This is a genomic window from Pseudomonas sp. IT-P171 (genome assembly GCF_949767765.1).
In the GTDB taxonomy this organism is placed as follows: Bacteria; Pseudomonadota; Gammaproteobacteria; order Pseudomonadales; family Pseudomonadaceae; genus Aquipseudomonas; species Aquipseudomonas fluorescens_B.
Genome location: NZ_CATKQN010000011.1, coordinates 171,362 through 195,350, shown reverse-complemented (window position 1 = coordinate 195,350; position 23,989 = coordinate 171,362). Strand labels below are relative to the sequence as shown.

23 protein-coding genes and 4 pseudogenes are annotated in these 23,989 nt (G+C 58.0%); 22 read left to right on the top strand and 5 right to left on the bottom strand.

What is annotated here, in order from left to right:
- Positions 1 to 13 precede the first annotated feature (13 nt).
- From ACM6I5_RS09395 to pstB, 8 genes and pseudogenes are all read left to right on the top strand, one after another.
- A complete protein-coding gene (locus ACM6I5_RS09395) occupies positions 14 to 814 on the top strand; it encodes a sulfite exporter TauE/SafE family protein (RefSeq protein ID WP_017339124.1) in 801 nt (266 codons plus the stop codon).
- Between the two features lie 113 nt (positions 815 to 927).
- Positions 928 to 1,047, top strand: a pseudogene (locus tag ACM6I5_RS09390) (YeeE/YedE family protein); the annotation flags it as partial.
- Positions 1,034 to 1,135 (top strand): annotated as a pseudogene (locus ACM6I5_RS09385) (DUF2892 domain-containing protein); the annotation flags it as partial. The pseudogenes ACM6I5_RS09390 and ACM6I5_RS09385, both read left to right, overlap by 14 nt.
- A gap of 23 nt (positions 1,136 to 1,158) precedes the next feature.
- Positions 1,159 to 1,785: pseudogene (locus ACM6I5_RS09380) on the top strand (DUF202 domain-containing protein); the annotation flags it as partial.
- Between the two features lie 270 nt (positions 1,786 to 2,055).
- Positions 2,056 to 3,072, top strand: coding sequence for a phosphate ABC transporter substrate-binding protein PstS (gene pstS, locus ACM6I5_RS09375; RefSeq protein WP_017339126.1), 1,017 nt, complete (start codon positions 2,056 to 2,058; stop codon positions 3,070 to 3,072).
- Between the two features lie 103 nt (positions 3,073 to 3,175).
- Complete coding sequence (gene pstC / locus ACM6I5_RS09370; protein WP_414883952.1) at positions 3,176 to 4,144, top strand: phosphate ABC transporter permease subunit PstC; 969 nt, start codon at positions 3,176 to 3,178, stop codon at positions 4,142 to 4,144.
- Positions 4,141 to 5,013, top strand: coding sequence for a phosphate ABC transporter permease PstA (pstA, locus tag ACM6I5_RS09365; RefSeq protein WP_017339128.1), 873 nt, complete (start codon positions 4,141 to 4,143; stop codon positions 5,011 to 5,013). The genes pstC and pstA overlap by 4 nt, the downstream gene beginning before the upstream one ends.
- Positions 5,013 to 5,792, top strand: coding sequence for a phosphate ABC transporter ATP-binding protein PstB (gene pstB, locus ACM6I5_RS09360; RefSeq protein WP_017339129.1), 780 nt, complete (start codon positions 5,013 to 5,015; stop codon positions 5,790 to 5,792). Before pstA ends, pstB begins: the two co-directional genes overlap by 1 nt.
- 131 nt (positions 5,793 to 5,923) lie before the next feature.
- Here pstB and ACM6I5_RS09355 read toward each other — a convergent pair whose 3' ends face one another.
- A complete protein-coding gene (locus ACM6I5_RS09355; protein WP_414883676.1) occupies positions 5,924 to 6,169 on the bottom strand; it encodes an Arm DNA-binding domain-containing protein in 246 nt (81 codons plus the stop codon).
- Positions 6,170 to 6,869: 700 nt separating this feature from the next.
- On the opposite strand from ACM6I5_RS09355, the gene ACM6I5_RS09350 reads away from it, so the two are divergent.
- The 8 genes from ACM6I5_RS09350 (at position 6,870) to ACM6I5_RS09315 (ending at position 13,652) form a co-directional block, all read left to right on the top strand.
- Positions 6,870 to 7,460: an amino acid synthesis family protein gene (locus ACM6I5_RS09350; RefSeq protein ID WP_018927718.1), complete on the top strand. Its 591-nt coding sequence runs from the start codon at positions 6,870 to 6,872 to the stop codon at positions 7,458 to 7,460.
- Between the two features lie 43 nt (positions 7,461 to 7,503).
- Positions 7,504 to 8,337, top strand: a complete 834-nt coding sequence (locus ACM6I5_RS09345; protein WP_414883675.1) for an alpha/beta fold hydrolase — start codon at positions 7,504 to 7,506, stop codon at positions 8,335 to 8,337.
- Positions 8,334 to 9,815 carry an aldehyde dehydrogenase gene (locus ACM6I5_RS09340; RefSeq protein ID WP_414883674.1) on the top strand — a complete coding sequence of 494 codons (1,482 nt, stop codon included), beginning with the start codon at positions 8,334 to 8,336 and terminating at the stop codon, positions 9,813 to 9,815. The genes ACM6I5_RS09345 and ACM6I5_RS09340 overlap by 4 nt, the downstream gene beginning before the upstream one ends.
- Positions 9,816 to 9,827: 12 nt before the next feature.
- Complete coding sequence (locus tag ACM6I5_RS09335; RefSeq protein WP_074877285.1) at positions 9,828 to 10,313, top strand: flavin reductase family protein; 486 nt, start codon at positions 9,828 to 9,830, stop codon at positions 10,311 to 10,313.
- Between the two features lie 70 nt (positions 10,314 to 10,383).
- Positions 10,384 to 11,859 (top strand): NAD-dependent succinate-semialdehyde dehydrogenase, encoded by a 1,476-nt coding sequence (locus tag ACM6I5_RS09330; protein WP_414883673.1) that lies wholly within the window; start codon positions 10,384 to 10,386, stop codon positions 11,857 to 11,859.
- Positions 11,856 to 12,245, top strand: a complete 390-nt coding sequence (gene pcaC / locus ACM6I5_RS09325; protein WP_414883672.1) for a 4-carboxymuconolactone decarboxylase — start codon at positions 11,856 to 11,858, stop codon at positions 12,243 to 12,245. The genes ACM6I5_RS09330 and pcaC overlap by 4 nt, the downstream gene beginning before the upstream one ends.
- Before the next feature lie 88 nt (positions 12,246 to 12,333).
- Positions 12,334 to 13,086, top strand: a complete 753-nt coding sequence (locus ACM6I5_RS09320; protein ID WP_095152786.1) for a GntR family transcriptional regulator — start codon at positions 12,334 to 12,336, stop codon at positions 13,084 to 13,086.
- A 2-nt stretch (positions 13,087 to 13,088) separates the two neighbouring features.
- Positions 13,089 to 13,652: an NUDIX hydrolase gene (locus ACM6I5_RS09315; RefSeq protein WP_414883671.1), complete on the top strand. Its 564-nt coding sequence runs from the start codon at positions 13,089 to 13,091 to the stop codon at positions 13,650 to 13,652.
- 21 nt (positions 13,653 to 13,673) lie between these two features.
- Here ACM6I5_RS09315 and ACM6I5_RS09310 read toward each other — a convergent pair whose 3' ends face one another.
- Entirely contained in the window at positions 13,674 to 13,967 is a 294-nt protein-coding gene (locus tag ACM6I5_RS09310) for a DUF1330 domain-containing protein (protein ID WP_095152784.1), read from the bottom strand.
- 71 nt (positions 13,968 to 14,038) lie between these two features.
- Here ACM6I5_RS09310 and ribBA point away from each other — a divergent pair, with 71 nt between their 5' ends.
- The 5 genes from ribBA (at position 14,039) to ACM6I5_RS09285 (ending at position 19,380) form a co-directional block, all read left to right on the top strand.
- Positions 14,039 to 15,148: a bifunctional 3,4-dihydroxy-2-butanone-4-phosphate synthase/GTP cyclohydrolase II gene (gene ribBA, locus ACM6I5_RS09305; RefSeq protein ID WP_414883670.1), complete on the top strand. Its 1,110-nt coding sequence runs from the start codon at positions 14,039 to 14,041 to the stop codon at positions 15,146 to 15,148.
- A gap of 280 nt (positions 15,149 to 15,428) precedes the next feature.
- The gene (locus tag ACM6I5_RS09300) at positions 15,429 to 16,454 is read left to right on the top strand and encodes an ABC transporter substrate-binding protein (protein WP_414883669.1); all 1,026 of its coding nucleotides are present in this window, start codon (positions 15,429 to 15,431) and stop codon (positions 16,452 to 16,454) included.
- Entirely contained in the window at positions 16,439 to 17,392 is a 954-nt protein-coding gene (locus ACM6I5_RS09295; protein ID WP_414883668.1) for an ABC transporter permease, read from the top strand. The genes ACM6I5_RS09300 and ACM6I5_RS09295 overlap by 16 nt, the downstream gene beginning before the upstream one ends.
- Positions 17,393 to 17,398: 6 nt before the next feature.
- Positions 17,399 to 18,208, top strand: coding sequence for an ABC transporter permease (locus ACM6I5_RS09290; RefSeq protein WP_414883667.1), 810 nt, complete (start codon positions 17,399 to 17,401; stop codon positions 18,206 to 18,208).
- A gap of 17 nt (positions 18,209 to 18,225) precedes the next feature.
- On the top strand, positions 18,226 to 19,380 hold the full coding sequence (locus ACM6I5_RS09285; protein WP_414883666.1) for an ABC transporter ATP-binding protein: 1,155 nt from the start codon (positions 18,226 to 18,228) through the stop codon (positions 19,378 to 19,380).
- A gap of 387 nt (positions 19,381 to 19,767) precedes the next feature.
- On the opposite strand, the gene ACM6I5_RS09280 is transcribed toward ACM6I5_RS09285, so the two are convergent.
- Positions 19,768 to 21,174, bottom strand: a complete 1,407-nt coding sequence (locus ACM6I5_RS09280) for a purine-cytosine permease family protein (RefSeq protein WP_414883665.1) — start codon at positions 21,172 to 21,174, stop codon at positions 19,768 to 19,770.
- A 312-nt stretch (positions 21,175 to 21,486) separates the two neighbouring features.
- Here ACM6I5_RS09280 and ACM6I5_RS09275 point away from each other — a divergent pair, with 312 nt between their 5' ends.
- Complete coding sequence (locus ACM6I5_RS09275; RefSeq protein ID WP_056740501.1) at positions 21,487 to 21,972, top strand: flavin reductase family protein; 486 nt, start codon at positions 21,487 to 21,489, stop codon at positions 21,970 to 21,972.
- Between the two features lie 47 nt (positions 21,973 to 22,019).
- Here ACM6I5_RS09275 and ACM6I5_RS09270 read toward each other — a convergent pair whose 3' ends face one another.
- Complete coding sequence (locus ACM6I5_RS09270; RefSeq protein WP_414883951.1) at positions 22,020 to 22,748, bottom strand: methyl-accepting chemotaxis protein; 729 nt, start codon at positions 22,746 to 22,748, stop codon at positions 22,020 to 22,022.
- 129 nt (positions 22,749 to 22,877) lie between these two features.
- Positions 22,878 to 23,966: pseudogene (locus tag ACM6I5_RS09265) on the bottom strand (cache domain-containing protein); the annotation flags it as partial.
- Between the last annotated feature and the right edge of the window lie 23 nt (positions 23,967 to 23,989).

Genomic DNA, 23,989 nt, shown 5'->3' with positions numbered 1-23,989 from the left:
CAAGGAGACTGGGATGATCGTGGTCTTACTGCTCGGTCTTACTGTAGGAGTCATTCTGGCGCTGACCGGCGCCGGCGGAGGAATACTGGCTGTTCCATTACTGGTGTTCGGAGTCGGCTTGAGCATGGCCGAGGCAGGGCCAATTGGTTTACTGGCTGTCGGTTTAGCCGCGACCCTGGGTGCCGTAATGGGCCTCAAAAACGGCACCGTCCGCTATAAAGCGGCGCTTCTAATTGCAGGCGCGGGGATCGTCTGTTCTCCCCTTGGTCTTTGGCTGGCGCAGCGCACACCCAATCGCCCGTTGACGATCCTGTTTGCCTTCGTGCTGATGTACGTTGCGTTTCGGGTCTATCAACGATCGCTCGCGCCCTCCACGGAGTCGAAGCCCCCCGTCACATCCAAACCACCACCTTGTCTATTGGACGTCAACCGAGGAAAGCTTAACTGGACTGGTCCGTGTGCGTGGGCACTCACCGTCTCTGGCATTGTCGCGGGAGGGCTCTCTGGCTTGCTCGGCGTGGGCGGTGGCTTTGTGATGGTGCCGGCGCTCCAGCGATACACCAATTTGACCGCGCAGTCAGTGCTCGCAACGTCACTGGCCGTTATCGCGCTGGTTTCAATTTCCGGCGTTGCTGCAAGCTCGGCAGCCGGGCACTTGCAGTGGGCAGTCGCCATTCCGTTTTCCACTGGAGCATTGGTCGGAATGGTCGGCGGGCGTCTGATCGCGGCACGGCTAGCGGGTCCACACTTACAAAAAGGCTTCGCCGCAGTTTCCATGGTGGTTGCGGTGGCCTTGCTGGTGAAAGCGATCTAGTCATGTGCATACGCTGCAGTCACGGAAAGCAGGTGTCCTATCCCATCAGCAGTCCCGCAGCATTGGCAGTCATCCAACCCCTGTATCAACATTTTTTGCGCCGGAGAAATTTCATTAATGTCGACTGGCTCAACTTCACTCCCTGGTCATCCCTTGCCGGTGGCGCATTGATTGAGCTGGGGGCCAGTCTATTCGTCGTCGCCAACCGGCGTATCGCAGGGATCAGCGGGCTGGATCGGTTTGTTGCCCCTGGCCACTGGCATTTTCCGTTTCTGCCCTCTCTACACCTTGCTGGGCATCAAAACCTGTAACCGTCGCTGAACGACAGCCGTTGCACACTGGCCGCAGGACATACACCGTCCTGCATGACCGATCTAATCGGTGATGCCGGTTTTGTCGGCGATGCGCTGTTCATGCCTGATTACGGCACTGCCCGATGCGATTTTCCCGGTGGCGATGCGCGAAAACTCTTCCAGTCCATTCAAAAGTTGTTCGAGTGGCCCGACGATACCCGTTTATTTATGTGCCACGACTACAAGGCCCCGGGTCGAGATGGCTACCCTGAGCGGAGCAGTTTCAAAACTTGTTTGCACAAGGAGATTTTAATGTCCGACCTGAACGATCCACGCGTGTTCTTTGCTGCTGAGAGAACCTTGCTGGCGTGGAACCGAACCAGTCTTTCGCTGATGGCCTTTGGCTTTTTGATTGAACGATCCGGGCTACTGCTACAGATGCTAAAGCCGGGCGTTTGGGGGCCGCCTGGACAACATTTTTCGTTCTGGATCGGACTGGCTTTTCTCATGCTGGGCTCATGGGTTGCCTGCTGGTCATCCTGGCAATACAAAAAGGTGATCAAGACCCTCAAGCCCGTTGAGATCCCCCTTGGTTACAGCGTCAATGCAGGCCCTGGCATTAATGTCATTACTGCAATCCTGGGCGTTTTGCTCATGGCCTATTTGTCCATTATGTGAGCAAGGCTGGCCTGCCTGAACTCACTCGGCTTCCCGCCATCGATACCGCATACGAGGAAAAAAAACGGCAGCCCCATGGGCTGGGGGCTGGTGCAGTCGAGCATTTTTCGACGTGCAAACGCGCAAAATAAGATCGGCTCACAATTATTTCAAAATATTACTGAAAGCGCCGAAACGGTCATCAGACAGAAATAAATAAAGAATTAAATCGTCACTTCTCTGACTAGGTGGGTACCTCCACTTGACCCCTTCCATTGAGGTGTTGTCGTGATGTTGCTGACTAAAAAAAGCCTGTCTGTCTTGTTGGCTTCCCTCTGCATGAGCAGCCTTGCTCATGCAACCGATGTTACCGGCGCGGGCTCCAGTTTTGTCTATCCGGTTTTGTCCAAGTGGTCGCAGGACTACAGCAAAAGCTCCAGCAACCGTATCAATTACCAGTCGATCGGGTCGGGTGGCGGTATCGCTCAGATCAAGGCTGCAACAGTGGATTTTGGTGCGTCTGACGCACCGTTGTCTGCCGATGATCTCAAGGCTGGTGGCTTGGGCCAGTTTCCCAGTGTCATTGGCGGCATCGTGCCGGTGATGAACATTGAAGGGGTCGCGCCGGGCCAGTTGAAGCTCGACGGTGAGACCCTGGCGAAAATCTTCCTTGGTGAAATTACCGTCTGGAACGACCCGGCTATCGTCGCATTGAACCCGGGCATGAAATTGCCCGGCAGCACAATCACCGTCGTTCACCGCTCTGACGGCTCCGGTACCTCGTATAACTTCACCAACTACCTCTCCAAAGTGAGTGATGGCTGGAAATCGAAAATCGGTTTTGGCACCGCTGTGCCTTGGCCCGTCGGTGTAGGTGGCAAAGGTAACGAAGGTGTTTCCGCCTACGTAAAACAGATCAAAAACTCAATCGGTTATGTTGAGTACGCCTACGCCCTGCAAAACAAGATGACGCACGCGCAGTTGAAAAACGCCGCCGGGAAATTCATTCAGCCCAACTCCAAAGCGTTCCAAGCGGCTGCCGACACTGCGGACTGGGCTAACGCCAAGGATTTCAACCTGATCATGACCAACGCGCCTGGTGATAGCGCATGGCCGATCACGGCGACCACTTGGATCATCATGTACAAACAGCCAAAGAATGCCGAGCAAAGCCAAGCCGCCTTCAACTTCTTCAAATGGTCGTTGGAGAACGGTCAGCAACAGGCCTCGGCGCTGGACTATGTCGCGTTGCCTGACTCCCTGGTAAAGCGGATTGAAGGTTACTGGAAGTCTGACTTCGCCCATTGATCCAGCAACATTCAAAAGCCCCCTTCCTCAAGCCCGTTTTGCCTGGCGAAGGGGTTTGTTTGTGAGCAGACGTATGATGAACGACACAGTCCAACCTTTGACCATGCCCCTTCACACTGGCGACGTAACGAGTGATAGGCGTGCGGCTCGCGATCAGCGTCATGATCTCTGGTTCAAGCGTTCAATGCTGGGCGCCGCAATGCTGGTGCTGTTGCTACTGGCGAGCATCGCAGCCTCGACACTTTGGGGCGGCAGTCTTGCGCTCAAGACCTTTGGTCTCGACTTTCTTACAAGCACTGAATGGGATGCCGTCAATAACCACTTCGGTGCGTTGGTGCCAATTTACGGCACCTTAGTGACCTCTTTTCTGGCGTTACTGATTGCCGTTCCGGTCAGCTTTGGCATTGCGATTTTTCTTACTGAAGTAGCACCGCCTTGGCTGCGGATGCCCGTCGCCTCGGCGGTTGAATTGCTTGCGGGGATCCCATCGATTATCTATGGAATGTGGGGGCTGTTCGTTTTCGGCCCGTTCATGGCAGAAAACCTGTCGCCCTGGATCAATGACTATCTGGGTGAACTTCCTTTGGTCGGTTCGCTGTTTCAGGGGCCGCCATTAGGAATTGGCATGCTGACAGCGGGCATTGTGCTGGCAATCATGATCATGCCCTTCATCACCTCTGTCATGCATGAGGTGTTCCGTAGTGTTCCCACAACCCTCAAGGAGTCTGCATACGCACTTGGTAGCACTACTTGGGAAGTGGTCTGGGACATTGTTCTGCCTTACACCCGATCTGCGGTTGTCGGGGGAGTTTTTCTGGGCCTCGGACGGGCATTGGGCGAGACCATGGCGGTGACTTTCGTGCTGGGTAATGCCCAACAGTTCTCCGCCTCATTGCTGATGCCAAGCAGCTCCATCGCGTCAGTAATCGCCAACGAGTTCAGCGAGGCCTATACCGACCTGCATCGCTCGGCACTCATCGCGCTGGGTTTCCTGCTGTTTGTCGTCACCTTTATTGTGCTGGCATTAGCACGACTCCTGCTTATGCGGCTTTCACGCAAGGAGGGTCTATGACTGGTAACGAACGTCTCTACCAAATCCGCGCCGTCAAGAACCGGCTTGCAATGGTGCTCAGTTGTGGCGCCACGGCATTCGGCCTCATTTGGTTGGTCTGGATTCTGTTGACTACGGTCATCAACGGATTTCAGGCGCTAAATCTTCGTCTCTTCACACAGATGACACCGCCACCTGGTACCGAAGGTGGTCTGGCAAACGCCTTCTATGGCAGTGCCTTGATGTCCGCTATCGCCTTGCTGATCGGTACGCCGATTGGCTTGATGGCAGGAATCTGGCTAGCGGAATTCGCACGCCACTCGCGCCTGGGCACCACAGTCCGTTTCATTAACGACATTCTGCTGTCGGCACCGTCCATTGTGCTGGGCCTATTCATTTACACCGGCGTTATCCTGCCGTTGAACATACTGACTAACCACCAAGTCGGTTTCTCCGCTATCGCCGGCGCCCTGGCATTGGCGCTATTGGTGATTCCAGTGGTCGTGAGAACCACTGACGAGATGCTTCAGTTACAACCCTCAACCATGCGGGAAGCCGCGCTGGCATTAGGCGTCCCACAATGGAAACTGACTCTGCAAATCGTATTGCGGGCTGCAAAAGCGGGTGTGGTGACCGGTGTGCTTCTCGCACTGGCCAGAATTACCGGTGAAACAGCACCGCTGCTGTTTACAGCGTTCGGCAACCAGTTCTGGAGCAGCAATCTTCTGAAACCGATTGCCAGCGTGCCCGTGGTGGTTTTCCAGTACGCCATGAGCCCGTTCGATGACTGGCACTCCTTAGCCTGGGCTGGCGCATTGGTACTGACCTTGTTTGTACTGATACTCAGCTTACTGTCCCGCTTGATCCTTTTACGCAATAGGTCGACCTGATGAAGAGCCATGATCCTGCTAACGAAAAAACCAAAATTCGCGTTCGCGGCCTGGATTTTTTTTACAACAGCCAGCGCTCTCTGAAATCCATCGATATGGATATTCCAGAGAAACGCATCACTGCGATCATTGGCCCTTCAGGTTGCGGGAAGTCGACATTATTGCGGGTATTCAACCGCATCTACGCCATGTACCCGAAGCAGGAGGCGCGCGGCGAGGTGCTGCTTAACGGTGAGAATATTCTCGCCCCTGATTACTCGATGAACCGGCTACGTAGCCATATCGGCATGGTATTTCAGAAACCGGTGCCGTTTCCGATGTCCATTTACGACAACATTGCCTACGCCGTGCGCCACCATGAACAGCTCTCCCGTCATGAAATGGATGCACGCGTAGAGCAAGCACTCCACGGTGCAGCGCTTTGGAACGAGGTAAAGGACAAGCTCAAACAAAGCGCACAGAGCCTGTCGGGTGGCCAGCAACAGCGCCTGTGTATAGCGCGCACCATCGCTTTGCGCCCCCAAGTATTGCTTCTAGATGAACCGACCTCTGCTCTTGACCCGATTTCCACCGGGCGTATAGAGCAGTTGATTACTGAGTTGAAAGAGCAATACACCGTTATCATCGTGACCCATAACATGCAGCAAGCCGCACGCGTGTCGGACTACACCGCCTTTATGTTCATGGGCGAATTGATTGAGCATGATGTGACCGATAAGATCTTCACCTCACCAAAAGTGAAGCAGACAGAAGACTACATTACCGGTCGCTTTGGATAACTCCCCTACTTCATTCATTACATTCGTAAGCGCTCAGCTCCTGGAGCTGCGAGGAGTTCGGTAGCTTGGTGAGAACATTAGTGTGAATCGCCCCGGACTCTCCAGACACCATAGCCACCAAAATTCATAACTCATCCCGATTCCACGAGATGAAGGGGGCCCGCAGCACAAGCTGCCAGATGCTCCTCCTTCCTGCTTGCACGGAAAACAACTCCCTGTGCCACCAAGGTGGGGCCTGGTCTCGTGCCTCGCGCATTCTTGAGGCTGATGTCCGGATAACTGCCCGGTGAGATACGAACCTGCCGGCCTGGCCAATAGAAACGGAAATGCCAGCTTTTTCCGCCTTTGGCGCCGATGAACAGGTACACCCCATCCATATCCTTGAGGGTGTAGTTTTTCCGTAGTGTTTGGCGTTACGAACTGCCGTATTGGTCAACGGCATGGGTACATCCCCTCGTCTCGTTCGATTGAGGAGAGTTGTACGGGTCCGGCGATGCATCATCTATCTGGAAACTGCTACGAGCAAAACCCGGATTTCGAGGTACTTATTGATGTACTTAAAATCCGTGGCTGCTGGTAGATTTCGATAGAAATCGCAGGAACGAAAAAAGAGGCCGAAGCCTCTATTTTTCTAGCTTTGCAGCGCCAAATGGAACTCTGCAAAACAACATCTGGAGCGGGAAACGAGACTCACATCTGGCGTCCGACCCATTGAAATCTAAGGGGTTTCTTTTATTCCTAAAACAGGAATGGACTTGATTCTGGACTTGTTTTTTGGGCATATCAAGACCAAGAAATGTGATTGTTCCAACACACGCCACTTGGACTTTCCGTTACGAAATATCTTGGATCGGGTCTGTTCAGTACGCAGGGTTTGATACGAATCACCGACTATCGACAGCTACAGAAACGATAGAACCCGTCCTGCCGCAAGCGATGTGTTCCAGGCAACTGCAGCAATAGCCCAGCCCTCCTTTTATCGCCTTCCGACCAGAAACCCGTTTCAGGGACTTGTGCTTCCGGTATTATGGTATACCATCAGACGCACAGACACTCTTACCCTACACGGAGCAGCTCATGAGTTTCGAAATCCGCAAGATCGTCAGCTACGTCGAAGAAACCTTTATCGAAGGAGGCAAGGCTGCCGACAAGCCCGTGACCATGGTCGGGCTGGCCGTCGTGATGAAAAACCCTTGGCTGGGTCGCGGCTTTGTCGAAGACCTGAAGCCGGAAATTCGCGCCAACTGCTCCGACCTCGGTGCGCTGATGGTCGAGCGTCTGGTGGGCATCATCGGGGGCGCCGAGAAGATCGAGGCTTATGGCAAGGCCGCCGTAGTGGGCGCCGACGGTGAAATCGAACACGCCTCCGCCGTCATCCATACCCTGCGCTTCGGCAACCATTACCGCGAAGCGGTGAAAGCCAAGAGCTATCTCAGCTTCACCAACAAGCGCGGCGGCCCAGGCACCTCGATCCAGATCCCGATGATGCACAAGGACGACGAAGGCCTGCGTTCGCACTACATCACCCTGGAAATGCAGATCGAAGATGCACCGCGTGCCGACGAAATCGTGGTGGTTCTGGGTTGCGCCGACGGCGGCCGCCTGCACCCACGCATCGGCAACCGTTACATCGATCTCGAAGAGCTGGCCGCTGAAAACGCCCAGTAATCAAGGTCGATAAGAACAACAAAAAGGCATGCAGGAGCGCTCCATGATTCGGCTCACCGCTGAACTCACCCCGGCTGGCACCAGTTACCTGGCGACCGGCCAAGGCCAGCCCGTGGTTTTGATCCACGGCGTGGGCCTGAACAAAGAAATGTGGGGCGGCCAGGTCGTTGGCCTGGCCACGAAGTACCGCGTGATTGCCTACGACATGCTGGGCCATGGCGCCAGCCCGCGCCCGGAAAGCGGCACCCCCCTGCTCGGCTATGCCGACCAGTTGTTGGAGCTGCTCGATCACCTGCAATTGCCCCAGGCGACGGTGATCGGTTTTTCCATGGGTGGGCTGGTCGCACGGGCATTTGCCTTGCATTACCCGCAACGCCTGCAAGGCCTCGTGGTGCTCAACAGCGTGTTCAATCGCAGTCCCGAACAGCGTGCCGGCGTCATCGCCCGCACCGCTCAAGCGGCCGAACACGGACCGGATGCCAACGCCGAAGCCGCCCTGTCACGCTGGTTCAGCCGCGAATATCAGGCGGCCAACCCGGCGCAGATCGCAGCTTTGCGCCAAACCCTGGCAGACAATGACCCACAAGGTTACCTGACCACCTATGAGCTGTTCGCGACCCAGGACATGTACCGCGCTGACGATCTGGCCAGCATTCAGGTGCCGACTCTGATCGCCACCGGTGAACTGGACCCGGGCTCGACACCGGAAATGGCCGAGCAATTGGCCGCACGCATTCCCGGCGCGACAGTTGCCGTGCTCGCCGAACAGCGGCATATGATGCCCGTAGAATCTCCGCGCCTGGTCAACCAGCTGTTGCTGGAGTTTCTCGACACGGCAAACGCCCGACAAAACCAAATAAAGGGGATCGTTGCATGACACTCGCACGCTTCCAGATGTGCATCGGCGGTGAATGGGTCGATGCCCTCTCCGGCAAGACCTTTGAAAGCCTGAACCCTGCCCTGGCTCAAGCCTGGGCTGAATTGCCCGATGCCGACGAAGCCGATGTCGAGCGCGCCGTGCAGGCTGCGCAGACGGCTTTCGACAGCCCGGCCTGGCGCGGCCTCAGCGCCACCGCTCGCGGCAAACTGCTGCGGCGCCTCGGTGACCTGATCGCCGAAAACAAGGAACAACTGGCGCAGCTGGAAAGCCGCGACAACGGCAAGCTGATTCGCGAAACCCGCGGTCAGGTCGGTTACCTGCCGGAGTTCTTCCACTACACCGCGGGCCTGGCCGATAAGCTCGAAGGCGGCACCCTGCCCCTCGACAAGCCGGACCTGTTTGCTTATACGGTGCATGAAGCCATGGGCGTGGTCGCGGCGATCATTCCCTGGAACAGCCCGCTGTACCTGACGGCGATCAAACTCGCGCCGGCCCTCGCGGCAGGCAACACCATTGTGATCAAACCGTCCGAGCACGCCTCAGCAACCATTCTGGAGCTGGCGCGTCTGGCGCTGGAAGCCGGTATCCCGCCGGGCGTGGTCAACGTCGTCACCGGTTACGGCCCAAGCACCGGCGCCGCCCTCACCCGCCATCCGCTGGTGCGCAAGATCGCCTTCACCGGCGGCGCTGCCACGGCCCGGCATGTGGTGCGCAGCAGCGCCGAGAACTTCGCCAAGCTGTCGCTGGAACTGGGTGGCAAATCACCGAACATTATCTTTGCCGACGCTGACCTCGACAGCGCGATCAATGGTGCGATTGCCGGGATCTATGCGGCATCAGGCCAGAGCTGCGTTTCCGGCTCGCGGTTGTTGGTGCAGGACGAAATCTACGATGAGTTCGTTGATCGTCTGGTCGAACGTGCCAAGCGCATCCGCATCGGCAACCCGCAGGAAGACAGCAGCGAAATGGGCCCGATGGCCACTGCGCAACAACTGGCCGTGGTCGAAGGCTTGGTAGCCGACGCCGTGGCCGAAGGTGCGCGTCTGCGTCTAGGCGGCAAGCGTCCAGAGAATCTGGGGGATGGCTGGTTCTATGAGCCGACCCTGTTCGAATGCGACCGCAACTCGATGAAGATCATGCAGGAAGAGGTGTTCGGTCCAGTGGCCTCGGTCATCCGTTTCAAAGATGAAGCCGAAGCGCTGGCGATTGCCAACGACTCGCAGTTCGGCCTCGCCGCCGGCATCTGGACCCGCGACCTGGGGCGTGCCCATCGCCTGGCCCGGGACGTTCGCTCGGGGATTATCTGGGTCAACACCTACCGCGCTGTCTCGGCCATGGCGCCGATCGGCGGCTTCAAGAACAGCGGCTATGGACGCGAGAGCGGCATCGATTCGGTGCTGGCCTACACCGAGCTGAAAACGGTGTGGATCAACCTCTCTCAGGCACCCATGCCTGATCCCTTCGTGATGCGCTAGGAGACCGCCGACATGATCGAACCCGGCATTTACAAAGACGTCATGAGCTCGTTCCCATCCGGGGTCACGGTGGTCACCACCCTGGACCCGGACGGTGGCATCGTCGGCATCACCGCCAGCGCCTTCAGTGCGCTGTCGATTGATCCGGCACTGGTGCTGTTCTGCCCCAACTATGCCTCGGACACGTACCCAATTCTGCGTGACAGCAAGCAGTTCGCGATTCATCTGCTGTCGGCCGACCAGACTGCCGAAGCCTATGCGTTTGCGGGCAAAGGCAAGGACAAGGCCAAAGGCATCGACTGGCACCTCAGCGAGCTGGGCAACCCGCTGCTGCGCAAAGCCACGGCGATCATCGAGTGCGAACTGTGGCGTGAATACGACGGCGGCGATCACGCGATCATCGTCGGCGCGGTGAAGAACCTGATTCTGCCCGAGCAACCGGTCACGCCGATGATCTATCACAAAGGCAAGCTGGGCCCGCTGCCCACACTGGCCTGACGTCTACATTTGGGCTGCGTCTCCCCCCCCCCCGGTGCGGCCCTTTTTTACTTCTATTATGGGAGCCGGCATGAGCCCAGCAGCCTTGCAACTGTTCCGCCAGCAGGCCTACATCGACGGCCAGTGGCTGGATGCGCCCGATGGCGTCTGTCAGGACATTTTCAACCCGGCCACCGGCGAAAAGATCGGCCAGGTGCCCAACCTTGGCGCCGCAGAAGCTCGTCAGGTCATCGCCGCCGCCAACAAAGCCTGGCCGGCCTGGCGCGCACTGACCGCCAAAGAGCGCAGCCAGACGCTCAAACGCTGGCACGCGCTGATGCTCGAGCACGCCGATGCCCTGGCAGAAATCCTTACTCTGGAACAAGGCAAGCCCTTGGCGGAGGCCAAGGGTGAAATCCTTTACGCCGCAAGCTTCATCGAGTGGTTCGCCGAAGAAGCCAAACGCATCTACGGCGACACCATTCCCAGTCACAAAGCCGATGCGCGCATTGTGGTCAGCAAGGAACCGATCGGCGTGGTCGCGGCCATCACCCCGTGGAATTTCCCGGCGGCGATGATCACCCGCAAGGCCGGCCCGGCGCTGGCGGCCGGTTGCCCATGCATCGTCAAACCGGCACCGGAGACGCCGTTCTCGGCGCTAGCCATGGCCGCGTTGGCGGAACAGGCCGGGATTCCACCGGGCATTTTCAATGTGATCACCGGCGACGCCGTGGCCATCGGCGGCGAGCTGACCGCCAGCCCGCTGGTGCGCAAACTGTCGTTCACCGGCTCCACCGCCATTGGCAAGTTGCTCATGGCGCAGTGCGCGCCAACGCTGAAAAAAGTCTCGCTGGAATTGGGGGGCAACGCGCCCTTCATCGTGTTTGACGATGCTGATCTGGAGCGCGCCGTAGAAGGTGCGCTGATCGCCAAGTTTCGCAATGCCGGGCAAACCTGTGTCTGTGCCAATCGCTTCCTGGTGCAAAGTGGCATTCATGATGCTTTTGCCACGCGACTGGCCGAGCGCGTGGCGCAACTGAACGTTGGCAGTGGTTTCGAGGCAGGTGTCACTCAAGGCCCGCTGATTAACGAACGCGCGGTGGCCAAAGTCGAAGACCACGTTCAGGACGCCCTCTCCCAAGGCGCCCGACTGCTTTGCGGTGGTGAACGTCATGCACTGGGGCACGGCTTCTTCCAGCCAACCGTGCTGGCCGGCGTGACCGGTGAAATGAAAGTCGCTCAAGAGGAAACCTTCGGCCCGCTGGCCGCGGTGTTCCGCTTCGAGAGCGAAGCCGAGGCTGTGCAGTTGGCCAACAACACCGAATTCGGCCTCGCGGCTTACTGCTACACCCGCGACCTGGGCCGGGCCTGGCGCATGAGTGAAGCGCTGGAATACGGCATGGTCGGGATCAACGAAGGGCTGATTTCTACCGAAGTCGCGCCTTTTGGCGGGATCAAATCCTCGGGGCTCGGTCGTGAAGGGTCCAAGTACGGCATCGAAGATTATCTGGAGCTCAAATACACCTTGATGGGCGGGCTCGACGATTTTGGGAGCGCACAGCGATGAGCAATGAAAAATATGAAAAAGGCCTGAAAATCCGCACCCAGGTGTTGGGCGAAGCCTACGTGAACCGGTCCATCGAGAACGCCGACGACTTCACCCAGCCATTGCAGGAGATGGTCACCGAGTACTGCTGGGGCCATGTCTGGGGCCGTGAGGGTTTGTCGCTTAAAGAGCGCAGCATGATAAACTTGGCAATGATTTCGGCCCTCAATCGGCCTCACGAACTCAAGCTGCATGTACGCGGCGCCTTGCGTAACGGGCTGAGTCGTGAACAAATACGCGAAATTCTGCTTCAGGTCGGTATTTATTGCGGTGTTCCCGCTGCCGTAGACAGTTTCCGGCTCGCCCGTGAAGCCTTCGCCGAAGCCGATGCCGAGGCCTCCAGTTAACCCTTGGCTGTTTGATCTGACCGAGCACAGAGATTCTTGCGATCGAAGTGCTCTTTTTGCATGGACAGCCACACTCAGAGCGGACCCCATGAAACGCCTGCCACTCGACGACAGCTTCAAGGTCAATCGCAATCCCGTTACCCTGCGCGAAATCGTGCTGGATAAACTGCGAAGCGCCATCATGAACTTCCAGCTCATGCCGGGAGACCGCTTGGTCGAACGCGATTTGTGTGATCGCCTGGGGGTCAGTCGCACTTCCGTTCGCGAGGCCTTGCGTCACCTGGAATCCGAAGGCCTGGTGGAGTTCGCCGACGCCAAAGGGCCCAGTGTCGCCATCATTACCCTGGCCGATGCCGTCGATATCTACGAACTGCGTTGCGTGCTCGAAGGCCTGATCGTCCAGCTGTTCACCCTGCGTGCCAAGGCCAAGGACATCAAGGCCCTGGAAAAAGCCCTGGAGGAAAACCGCAAGGCCCTCAAGGAAGGTGAACTGCAACAGGTCATCGACTCGGTTCAGGGTTTCTACGATGTCCTGCTCGAAGGCTCCGGCAACCATGTGGCGGCCACTCAGCTGCGCCAGTTGCAGGCGCGAATCAGCTACTTGCGGGCGACCTCGGTATCCCAGGAAAACCGTCGTGGCGCCAGCAATCAGGAAATGGAACGCATGGTCGAGGCCATCAAGAGTGGCGATCCCCTCGCCGCCCACCAGGCTTGCGTCGATCACGTGCGCGCCGCTGCAACCGTCGCTCTCGATTACCTCAAGCGCAAACAGGAAGAAACCGGGGCGATCCCGGCAATCACCCTGCCCATCGCGCTTAAAGAACCGCGTATAGGTCGCTAAAAATGTTCAGCCCGAGCTTTTGTCCAAAGTGCGGCGGCAGTGACCTCAGTCACCAGCTGCCGCCGGGCGATACGCACGAGCGCCTGATGTGCCGCGATTGCGGCTACATCCATTACGTCAATCCGAAAATCATTGCCGGCTGCATCATCGAGCAGGACGGCAAGTATTTGCTATGTCAGCGCGCCATCCCGCCGCGTCCTGGCACCTGGACGTTGCCGGCCGGCTTCATGGAAGGCGGCGAGACCACCGAGCAGGCGGCGCTGCGCGAAGTCTGGGAAGAGAGCGGCGTGCGCGCGGAAATTCTCTCGCCCTACTCGATCTTCAGCGTGCCGAAGATCAGCGAGGTGTACATCATCTTCCGCGCCATTGCGTTGGAGATCACCGGGCAGTACGGGCCGGAAACCCTCGACTACAAATTCTTCGCACCCGAGGACATCCCTTGGGACAGCATCTACTACCCGGCGATCCGGCAGATCCTCGAACGCTATATCGAGGAACGCCAGGCCGGGGTGTATGGCATCTACATCGGCAACGATGATACCGGCAAGATCCACTTCATTCGCTGAGTCTGTTTCTACACGCGGCCCTCAGGGCGCCACGCCCTCGACAATGATGATCTGAGCCCGGGCCACGCCCTCGCGGTGCCGTTTCGCCTCTTGATACTGCTCTGAGTGGTAGCAGGCCAGCGCCTGTTCGTACGAGTCGAATTCAATCACCACGTTGCGTTGCGGCGTGGGCCCGCCTTCCAGCGCTTCGCTGCGCCCGCCCCGGGCCAACATCCGTCCGCCATACAACGCGAAGGCCGCTGGCGCCCGCTGGGTGTATTGGCTGTATTGATCGAGGTCGGTGACATCGACATGAGCAATCCAGTACGCCTTCATAGTGACCTCTCAGTTTATTTTGTATTATGGTATACCACATAATATTTCCATCAAACACTGAGAATCCCAACATGGCCTTCAACAGCATCGAAGAAATCATCGAAGACTATCGCCAAGGCAAGATGGTGCTCCTGGTCGATGACGAGGACCGGGAAAATGAAGGCGACCTGCTGCTGGCCGCCGATTGCTGCACGGCCGAGGCCATCAGCTTCATGGCCCGGGAAGCACGCGGCCTGATCTGTCTGACCTTGATCGACGACCACTGCCAACGCCTTGGGCTGGAGCAGATGGTGCCGAGCAATGGCAGCGTGTTCAGTACCGCGTTTACCGTGTCCATCGAGGCCGCCGTGGGCGTGACCACCGGCATCTCCGCCGCCGACCGGGCGCGCACCGTGGCAGCCGCGGTTGCCGTTAATGCCGGGCCCGCCGACCTCGTGCAACCCGGCCATATTTTCCCGCTGCGCGCCAAGGAAGGCGGCGTACTGACTCGCGCCGGTCATACCGAGGCCGGTTGCGACCTGGCACGCCTGGCCGGCTTCACCCCGGCCTCGGTGATCGTCGAAGTAATGAACGATGACGGCACCATGGCTCGCCGCCCGGACCTGGAAGTGTTCGCGCGCAAGCACGCGATCAAGATCGGCACCATCGCCGACCTGATCCACTATCGCCTCAGCACCGAACACACCGTGGTGCGGATCGGTGAACGTGAACTGCCCACTGTACACGGCACCTTCCGTCTGATCACCTTTGAAGACCGCATTGAAGGTGGAGTCCACATGGCAATGGTCATGGGTAAATTGCACCGGGACGAACCAACGCTGGTGCGCGTGCATGTGATCGATCCGCTGCGCGATCTGGTGGGCGCCGAATACAGCGGGCCGTCCAACTGGACGTTGTGGGCAGCGCTTCAGCGAGTAGCCGAGGAAGGTCGTGGCGTGGTGGTGGTGCTGGCCAATCATGAGTCGTCGCAAGCGCTCCTCGAACGCGTCCCGCAACTCACCCAGGCGCCCAAACAATTCAGCCGCTCCCAATCGCGCATCTATTCTGAAGTGGGTACCGGCGCGCAGATTCTGCAGGATCTTGGCGTGGGCAAGTTGCGTCATCTTGGCCCGCCGCTGAAATACGCGGGTTTGACCGGTTACAACCTGGAAGTCGTGGAAAGCATCCCTTTCACCGAATGATTCCTGGCCTCTTTCTATAAACGTGAAGGCCGCTACCCGTGGCCTGACGGAAAAAAAACATTTTTGGCTGATAGCCGGTAAGGCAAAGTGCTTGCACAAAGTTTGGAATACCATAATATGATATTCCATAGACCGAACGATTCAGCCAAGTGCGCCCGCCAGGGAAAGCACCAATAAGAGCCCTTGGCACGGTCGCCTTTAGAGGCCAGATGGACCTACTGCTCCCGATAGGCGGGCATTACCAAGCCCGCTCAAAAACACAACAAATGAGGGCGTGAAAATGGTGTTGAACAAACGTGCAACCGCAGTACTGTTCGCAGGCTTACTGGCCACGGCCAGTCACGTGGTCATGGCGGCTGAAAGCGTCAACTTCGTCAGTTGGGGCGGCAGCACCCAGGATGCACAGAAGCAGGCCTGGGCTGATCCGTTCAGCAAAGCCAGCGGCATTACCGTAGTCCAGGATGGCCCGACCGACTACGGCAAACTCAAAGCCATGGTCGAAAGCGGCAACGTGCAATGGGACGTGGTCGATGTCGAAGCCGACTTCGCCCTGCGCGCCTCCGCCGAAGGCTTGCTCGAACCCCTCGATTTCAACGTTATTCAGCGCGACAAAATCGACCCGCGGTTTGTCTCTGACCATGGCGTCGGTTCGTTCTATTTCTCCTTCGTCCTCGGCTACAACGAAGGCAAGCTAGGCAGTGGAAAGCCGCAGGACTGGTCTGCACTGTTCGACACCAAAACCTACCCTGGTAAACGCGCCCTTTACAAATGGCCGAGCCCCGGCGTGCTTGAACTGGCCCTGCTGGCCGATGGCGTAGCCGCCGACAAGCTCTACCCGCTGGATCTTGATCGCGCCTTCAAAAAACTCGACACCATCAAGAAAGACATCGTCTGGTGGGGTGGCGGCGCACAGTCGCAACAACTGCTCGCTTCCGGTGAAGCCAGCATCGGCCAGTTCTGGAACGGTCGGATCTACGCCCTGCAACAGGATGGCGCGCCGGTGGGCGTGAGCTGGAAACAGAACCTGGTCATGGCCGACATTCTGGTCATACCTAAAGGCTCGAAAAACAAGGCCGCAGCCATGAAGTTTTTGGCCAACGCCAGCAGCGCCAAAGGACAAGCTGACTTCTCCAACCTGACCGCCTATGCGCCGGTCAACGTCGACAGCGTGGCGCGCCTGGACTCAGTGCTGGCCCCTAACTTGCCGACTGCCTACGCTAAGGATCAGATCACTCTTGATTTCGCGTACTGGGCCAAAAACGGTCCGGCCATCGCGACACGGTGGAACGAATGGCTGGTCAAATGAAAATGACAGCAGCACCCCTTCAACCTACTCCGACCGGGAGCGCCATTGGCGCTGCCGGTTCGGCCTCCGGCAAGGCGGCTGTGATGAAGCAATCCCCTTCCCTGGCGCAGCGCTGGCGCGGTTCGAGCAACCTGATTCCCGCCCTGCTGTTCCTCGGCCTGTTTTTTCTGGCGCCGCTGATTGGGCTGTTGCTGCGTGGCGTGCTGGAGCCGACCCCGGGTCTTGGCAACTACGAGCAGCTGTTCGCCAACTCGGCTTACGCCCGAGTCTTGCTCAACACGTTCTCGGTGGCCGGGCTGGTGACGCTGTTCAGCCTGCTGCTGGGCTTTCCGCTAGCCTGGGCGATTACCCTGGTGCCACGTGGCTGGGGTCGCTGGATCCTCAACATCGTGCTGCTGTCGATGTGGACCAGCCTTCTCGCGCGGACCTACTCCTGGCTTGTGCTGTTGCAGGCGTCCGGGGTGATCAACAAAGCATTGATGGCGATAGGCATCATCGATCAGCCGCTGGAGATGGTGCATAACCTCACCGGCGTGGTGATCGGCATGAGTTACATCATGATCCCGTTCATCGTGCTGCCGCTGCAGGCGACCATGCAGGCCATCGACCCGATGATTCTGCAAGCCGGCTCGATTTGCGGCGCCAGTCCGTGGACCAACTTCTTCCGGGTATTCCTGCCGCTGTGTCGGCCGGGGCTGTTCTCCGGTGGCTTGATGGTGTTTGTGATGTCCCTCGGTTACTACGTGACCCCGGCACTGCTGGGCGGCGCGCAGAACATGATGCTGCCCGAATTCATCATTCAGCAGGTGCAGTCGTTCCTCAACTGGGGTCTGGCCAGCGCCGGCGCCGCGTTGCTGATTGTCATTACGCTGGTGTTGTTCTACTTCTACCTGAAGCTCCAGCCGGAATCCCCGGTTGGCGCCAGCAACGCGAGGTAAGCCGTCATGCTCCTGACCCCTAATGCCATGAGCCGCCGGATGCGCTTGGGCCTGTACCTCACCACCGGACTGATCGCGCTGTTCCTGTTGCTGCCGATCGTGTTCATCGTGCTGCTGTCATTCGGTTCCTCCCAGTGGCTGGTGTTCCCACCACCGGGCTGGACTCTGAAATGGTACGGCCAGTTCTTCTCTAACGCTGACTGGATGAACGCGGCCGTGGCCAGCCTCAAAGTCGCGGTACTGACCACCTTTTTTGCTGTGGCGTTGGGCCTGCCGACCGCTTTTGCGCTGGTACGCGGACGGTTCCCTGGACGGGAAATGCTCTACGGCCTGTTTACCCTGCCAATGATCGTGCCGCTGGTGATCATCGCGGTGGCGGTGTATGCGCTGTTCCTGAAACTGGGCTACACCGGCACGATGTTCGCTTTCGTGGTCAGCCACGTGATTGTTGCGTTGCCGTTCACCATCATCTCGATCATCAACTCGCTGAAGCTGTTCGATCAGTCCATTGAAGATGCCGCAGTGATCTGTGGCGCCTCGCGCCTGCAAGCAGTGTTCAAGGTGACCTTTCCGGCGATTCGTCCGGGCATGGTGGCCGGTGCCCTGTTTGCGTTCCTGGTGTCCTGGGATGAAGTGGTGCTTAGCGTGATGATGGCCAGCCCGACCCTGCAAACCCTTCCCGTGAAAATGTGGACCACCCTGCGCCAGGACCTGACGCCCGTGATCGCCGTCGCCTCGACGCTGCTGATCGGCCTCTCGGTATTGGTCATGGTCATCGCCGCCGCCCTTCGCCGGCGCAATCCAATCAGCGCCTGAGCGCCCAGGAGTACGACATGAGTGCAGTGATCAAAGATTCCGCGCATCAGAACGACCAACCGTTGGTTAGCCTGCGCAACCTGAACAAGTACTACGGCGATTTTGCCGCCGTGGACAACATCTCGCTGGACATCAAGGACGGTGAATTCCTCACGTTCCTCGGCTCCAGCGGCTCAGGTAAAAGTACAACGCTGTCGATGCTCGCCGGCTTCGAAACCCCGAGCAGCGGCGAGATCCTGGTCAATGGCCAGTCGCTGGTCAACGTACCGCCGCACAAGCGTGACATCGGTATGGTGTTCCAACGTTATTCGCTGTTCCCACACCTGTCGGTGCGCGACAATATCGCGTTCCCGCTGGCCATTCGCAAACTGGCCACCGCGGAGCGCGAACGCCGGGTCGATGCGATGCTCAAACTGGTGCAGCTTGAGCAATTTGCGCATCGTCGCCCATCGCAACTCTCCGGCGGCCAGCAGCAACGGGTCGCCATCGCTCGAGCCCTGGTCTACGAGCCACGCATCCTGCTGATGGACGAACCCCTTGGCGCCCTGGATAAAAAGCTGCGTGAAGACTTGCAAGACGAACTGCGCCAGCTGCATCGGCGCTTGGGCATCACCATTGTCTACGTGACCCACGACCAGGAAGAAGCGATGCGCCTGTCCCAGCGCATCGCAATTTTCAGCCACGGTAAGATCGTCGGTTTGGGCAGCGGTTACGACCTGTACCAGAACCCGCCGAATGCCTTTGTTGCTTCGTTCCTTGGCAACTCGAACTTCCTCAAGCTCAAGGCTCAAGGCAATGCGATCGCTACGTTTGAAGGGCAATCGTTGTCGATTCGACTGACCGCAGGATTGCAAACCGATCAGGATGTACTGCTGATGGTGCGTCCGGAAAAAGCCTTGGCGCTGAGCGTCGAGCAAGCGGCTCAGAAACCGCTAGCGGCAGGCTGGAATGAAGTGTCGGCCATTGCGGGCGAAGTGCTGTTCCTCGGTGAAAGCCAGACCTGCACCGTGATGACTTCCGGCGGTACCTCGATGACCGTCAAGGCGCTCTCCGCCGCCGGCATGCCTCTGAAGACTGGCGATCCGGTTCGGGTGCGCTGGGCCACTGCGGATGCTTGCGTGTATACCGAATGGGCTGAGAGTGATCTGAACAAGGCTGCTGGGGCTCATTGATTTGGCGCCGGTCCATGCCAGTGGGCTGTGATTGATCTGTCACCCTCGGGCCGCTGCAACGTCGGGTTGCAGCGGCCTTTTTTTTTGATCTCACTATCCCTCTGCCTGACTCATCGTTTAAACCTCCCGGTATCGCCACGAACACAGCATCCGTGCCCTGCCCCGAACCAATGTGTATCTTCCCTCGCGAATACATCCTTCAGCCAACACCATCATCGCCTGACCAGCCGCTTTCTCCAGCGAGCTCACGCAATGAAGCTTTAGTGGACACAGCATTCAAGCTCGGCACCGATCAAATGTGCGCCTTCAGCTCTCCCTCTGTTCACCATCCAAACGAAAATGCCCGGCACAGGCCGGGCATCTCAGACGAACAGAAGACGGGTTTGATTAATCGGCATAACCGAGTCTGGAAGCTTTGCGCTCTTGCGCTTGACTGCGGGTAGCCAGGCAATAATACAACGGACAAGTCACCACCAGCCCCACCAGCCACGACAGGTCAGCACCTTCCACCAGATTGGCATACGGCCCGACATACAACGACGTATTGGCAAACGGCAGCTGCACAATAATCCCGATGAAATACGCAACGATCGCATGCAGATTGAAACACCCGTAAATCCCGCCATCCGCACGGAAGATCGAGGCGATGTCATAGCTGCCACGCTTGATCAGATAGAAATCAATCAGGTTGATCGACGCCCAAGGCACCAGCACCAGCAACAGCGCCAAAATCAGGCCGATGAACTGCGAGATGAAGTCTGCGGAAGCGCCCAATGCGACGAAGCAGCACCCCGCCAGCACCCCACTCGACAACACCACGCGCACCTTGATGCTCGGCGTCCATTGGCTGGCGAAGGTCTGGATCGAGGTGATAATCGACAGCACCGCGCCATACAGATTCAAGGCGTTGTGGCTGATGATGTTGAGCAAAAACAGCACCATCAGAATCGGCCCCAGCCAGCCGGTGGATTGCTTCACCGCGGCCATCGCTTCGGTGCCTTCTGGAGTGGCCAACACCGCCACCGCGCCGAAGGTGAACGAGAGAATGGTGCCCAAGGTCGCGCCCAGATACGTGGCGAAAAACGGACGGGCGATCCCGATATCCGCCGGCAGGTAACGCGAGTAGTCCGATACATACGGCGAGAAGCTGATCTGCCAGATGATCCCCAACGACACCGTTGCCAGCCAGCCCGACAGGTTGAAACTGCCGCGAGTGAAGAAGTCCGCCGGCAGGTCGTGAGCGAAGATGTAAAGGAAACCGGCAAGCAAGGCACTGCCCATGACCCAGGTTCCGATGCGATTGAGGGTGTGAATGAAGCGGTAACCGATAACCCCGATTGCGGTAGCGCTGAGCGCACCGATGAGGATGCTCGCCGGCACCGGAACTGAAGGCGCAATGCCGACAATGGACTTGCCGGCCAAGACGATGTTGGAGATGAAAAAGCCGATGTAGATGATCGCCGCAAAGAACACGATCAGCAACGCACCATAACGGCCGAACTGTCCGCGGCTCTGCACCATCTGCGGAATCCCCATGCGCGGACCTTGGGCCGACGCGAGGGCAATCACCAGGCCACCGACCATGTGCCCGAGCGCAATCGCCAACAGCCCCCAGAACAGGTCGAGATGGAAAACTTGAACCACCATGGCGCCGGTCACGATGGGCAAGGGCGCGATGTTGGTACTGAACCATAAAGTGAAAAGGTCGCGGGCCTTCCCGTGGCGTTCCGCGAGTGGGACGTAATCGACCGTGTGATTCTCGATCAGGGGGTCTTGCCGGGACATCTGGGACATGTGCATGAACTCTAGTTTGTCTGATCTTATTGTTGTACGAAGCCAAACCGGGGACGCTCTTTGGCGGTCCCTCAGATGCGAGTCATATTATGGTATTCCAACTTTTAAACAAGGCTAATCGGGTCTTTTAGCATCCCTAATCCCGATAAATGAGCGCCAACAAATTCCAGTCAAATCCCGTATTCATTGGGCTTAATGCCCAATACGTGCGTTTATCGGGGAAAAGAAAAAGCCCTTGCAAACGATGTATTACGGTATACCATCAGACCTACAAACCCATAAAAACCTGTTTCACCGCCAGAGGACCGTCCCATGATCGATGCCGCCATCTACAAACAAGTGATGGGTTCGTTTCCGTCCGGAGTGACTGTGATCACCACGCTGGATGACGACGGCCAAATCGTCGGCCTTACCGCCAGCGCCTTCAGCTCGCTGTCCATGGACCCGGCCCTGGTGCTGTTCTGCCCCAACTACAGCTCCGATTCCTATCCGGTTCTGATCAAGAACAAACGCTTTGCCATTCACGTCCTGTCCGGCGGCCAGCAGAGCGAAGCCTATGCCTTCGCGCGCAAAGGCAAGGACAAGGCCCAAGGCATCGAATGGACCTTGAGTGAACTGGGCAACCCGATTCTGGCTAACGCCACGGCGGTGATCGAATGCGAGCTGTGGCGCGAATACGAAGGGGGCGACCACGCGATCATGGTCGGCGCGGTGAAGAACCTGATCGTGCCCCAGCAGAACGCAGGGCCACTGGTGTATTGCCACGGCAAGATGGGCGCGCTGCCCGTCCTCGCCTGACTCAATCAAACGGCAGCGGCATGTATCCGCACCGCTGCCTCTCCTGCTCACGTTCTGAAACGACTCACCAACTGATTCAATGTCTCGGACAATGCGGTCAGGTTCTTCGCATCCTGCCGGGTAGAATCTGCAAGACTGGAAACCAACTGCGCATCACCGTGAATCTGGCTGATGTGCCGGTTGATGTCTTCGGCCACCTGATGCTGCTCCTCTGCCGCCGTGGCGATCTGCGTATTCATGTCACGGATCACATCCACCGATTCGCGGATCAACCCAAAACTGACCCGCGCTTCATTGATCGACACCACCGTCTCCTGCGACACCTCCAGACTGGCGTGCATTTGCTTGCCCATCTGATGGGTACGCCGTGCCAGATTACCGAGCAAGCCATCGATCTCACCCGTGGAGTCGGAGGTGCGCTTGGCCAACGCCCTCACCTCATCGGCCACCACAGCAAAACCGCGACCCTGCTCACCGGCACGTGCCGCCTCGATGGCAGCATTTAACGCCAGCAGGTTGGTCTGTTCAGCAATCGAACGAATCGTGCCGAGAATCGACTGTATGTCGTTACTGTCTTTTTCAAGTTGCTCCATCGCCTGGGCGGAGTGCTCAATCTCTTGGCTCAGACGCCCGACATTGTTCACTGCTGCATCGATTTGCTGCTGCCCGGTATGCGCCTGGCGCTGTCCATTATCGGCCGAGTCGGCAGCCCGGCTGCAGGAGCGCGCGACTTCATTGGACGTGGCCACCATCTCATGAAACGCGGTGGACACCATGTCCACCGCCTCACGCTGACGAGACGCAACGTCGGCCATTTCCACCGAGACTTCAGTGGCGCTGCCGGAACTGCTGTGAATCTGCCCCGCTGCCTGGCCGATGCGCTGGATTAACGTTCGGATCGCTTCGAGAAACTGGTTGAACCAGCCAGCCAACTGCGCCGTTTCATCCCGCCCACGCACTGCCAGACGTGCAGTCAGGTCGCCTTCACCTTGAGCGATTCCTTCCAGACCGCTAGCCACGCTCCGAATCGGCTTGACAATCAACCCGGCAAACCAGGCTCCGCCCATGGCAAAAAATCCGGCGCAGACCAAGGCGATCGCAGCAATGATCCAAGTCAATCGAGTGGCACCGGCCATCACTTCACTTTCCCGGACCACACCGACAAAGCGCCAGCCCAGCGCTTCGGACGGCCAAACAAAAGCCATGTAGCGCTCGCCCGCCAGTTTGACTTCAACCAGCCCCTTGCCGGCTTCACTTAACTCGCGGTAACCATCACCCAGCTCACTGAGCTTTTTAAAGTTGTGGGACGGCTCATTCGGATCGACCAGTACCGTGTCATTGCCTTCCATCAACAGCAAATAGCCGCTGTCACCAAGCTTGATCTGCTTGACCAGGTCGGTTAATTGCTTGAGCGAGACGTCGATGTTCACCACCCCGGCATTACTGCCCAGGCGATTGGTGAAGCTCTGGACGGTGCTGACCAGCACCACATCGTCGGCCGCCCAGTAATAGGCATCAGTTCGTAGAGTCTTGCCCGGCTGCGCCATCGCAGTTTTGTACCAGGGCCGTGTACGAGGATCGTACCCGGAGAGCTTGGGATCACCCGGCCAGAACACGTAACCGCCGTCTTCAGTACCCAGTGACAGATAGGCATAGGCCGAATGACTCCTGGCCAACCCCGAGAACAGCTGAAACAGTTGCTGATCATGCTCGCCCATGGGCATTTGGGCCGCGTCACTCGCCATATATCGTTTGAGACTGGCATCAATACTCTGCAATTGCGGATGTTCGGCCAGGTAGGCGACATTCTGGCTGATGCCTTCGAAGAACAGTTGCATGGCGTTTTCGACCTGACGGATCTCCCGTCCACTGCTGTCGCTAAACGTTTCCCGTGCCTCTTGGCGTACGTTGAGGATGATCAGCACAGCTACCAGAATAACCGGGAGGCTGGCGATCGCCGCAAATGCGAGGATCAGTTTTTGTTTTATGTTCATCAAGCTCGCCTTCCTTGTGAGGT

What these genes read in the sequence shown, in the direction of transcription:
- ACM6I5_RS09290 (WP_414883667.1), top strand. Translation starts at nt 17,399, where the DNA reads ATGCTCCTGACCCCTAATGCCATGAGCCGCCGGATGCGCTTGGGCCTG.
- ACM6I5_RS09340 (WP_414883674.1), top strand. Translation starts at nt 8,334, where the DNA reads ATGACACTCGCACGCTTCCAGATGTGCATCGGCGGTGAATGGGTCGAT.
- ACM6I5_RS09285 (WP_414883666.1), top strand. Translation starts at nt 18,226, where the DNA reads ATGAGTGCAGTGATCAAAGATTCCGCGCATCAGAACGACCAACCGTTG.
- ACM6I5_RS09280 (WP_414883665.1), bottom strand. Translation starts at nt 21,174, where the DNA reads ATGTCCCAGATGTCCCGGCAAGACCCCCTGATCGAGAATCACACGGTC.
- pstS (WP_017339126.1), top strand. Translation starts at nt 2,056, where the DNA reads ATGTTGCTGACTAAAAAAAGCCTGTCTGTCTTGTTGGCTTCCCTCTGC.
- ACM6I5_RS09270 (WP_414883951.1), bottom strand. Translation starts at nt 22,748, where the DNA reads ATGGTGTCCACCGCGTTTCATGAGATGGTGGCCACGTCCAATGAAGTC.
- ribBA (WP_414883670.1), top strand. Translation starts at nt 14,039, where the DNA reads ATGGCCTTCAACAGCATCGAAGAAATCATCGAAGACTATCGCCAAGGC.
- ACM6I5_RS09315 (WP_414883671.1), top strand. Translation starts at nt 13,089, where the DNA reads ATGTTCAGCCCGAGCTTTTGTCCAAAGTGCGGCGGCAGTGACCTCAGT.
- ACM6I5_RS09275 (WP_056740501.1), top strand. Translation starts at nt 21,487, where the DNA reads ATGATCGATGCCGCCATCTACAAACAAGTGATGGGTTCGTTTCCGTCC.
- ACM6I5_RS09395 (WP_017339124.1), top strand. Translation starts at nt 14, where the DNA reads ATGATCGTGGTCTTACTGCTCGGTCTTACTGTAGGAGTCATTCTGGCG.
- ACM6I5_RS09350 (WP_018927718.1), top strand. Translation starts at nt 6,870, where the DNA reads ATGAGTTTCGAAATCCGCAAGATCGTCAGCTACGTCGAAGAAACCTTT.
- ACM6I5_RS09335 (WP_074877285.1), top strand. Translation starts at nt 9,828, where the DNA reads ATGATCGAACCCGGCATTTACAAAGACGTCATGAGCTCGTTCCCATCC.
- ACM6I5_RS09295 (WP_414883668.1), top strand. Translation starts at nt 16,439, where the DNA reads ATGGCTGGTCAAATGAAAATGACAGCAGCACCCCTTCAACCTACTCCG.
- ACM6I5_RS09355 (WP_414883676.1), bottom strand. Translation starts at nt 6,169, where the DNA reads ATGGATGGGGTGTACCTGTTCATCGGCGCCAAAGGCGGAAAAAGCTGG.
- ACM6I5_RS09330 (WP_414883673.1), top strand. Translation starts at nt 10,384, where the DNA reads ATGAGCCCAGCAGCCTTGCAACTGTTCCGCCAGCAGGCCTACATCGAC.
- ACM6I5_RS09320 (WP_095152786.1), top strand. Translation starts at nt 12,334, where the DNA reads ATGAAACGCCTGCCACTCGACGACAGCTTCAAGGTCAATCGCAATCCC.
- ACM6I5_RS09345 (WP_414883675.1), top strand. Translation starts at nt 7,504, where the DNA reads ATGATTCGGCTCACCGCTGAACTCACCCCGGCTGGCACCAGTTACCTG.
- ACM6I5_RS09310 (WP_095152784.1), bottom strand. Translation starts at nt 13,967, where the DNA reads ATGAAGGCGTACTGGATTGCTCATGTCGATGTCACCGACCTCGATCAA.
- pstB (WP_017339129.1), top strand. Translation starts at nt 5,013, where the DNA reads ATGAAGAGCCATGATCCTGCTAACGAAAAAACCAAAATTCGCGTTCGC.
- pstC (WP_414883952.1), top strand. Translation starts at nt 3,176, where the DNA reads ATGCCCCTTCACACTGGCGACGTAACGAGTGATAGGCGTGCGGCTCGC.
- ACM6I5_RS09300 (WP_414883669.1), top strand. Translation starts at nt 15,429, where the DNA reads ATGGTGTTGAACAAACGTGCAACCGCAGTACTGTTCGCAGGCTTACTG.
- pstA (WP_017339128.1), top strand. Translation starts at nt 4,141, where the DNA reads ATGACTGGTAACGAACGTCTCTACCAAATCCGCGCCGTCAAGAACCGG.
- pcaC (WP_414883672.1), top strand. Translation starts at nt 11,856, where the DNA reads ATGAGCAATGAAAAATATGAAAAAGGCCTGAAAATCCGCACCCAGGTG.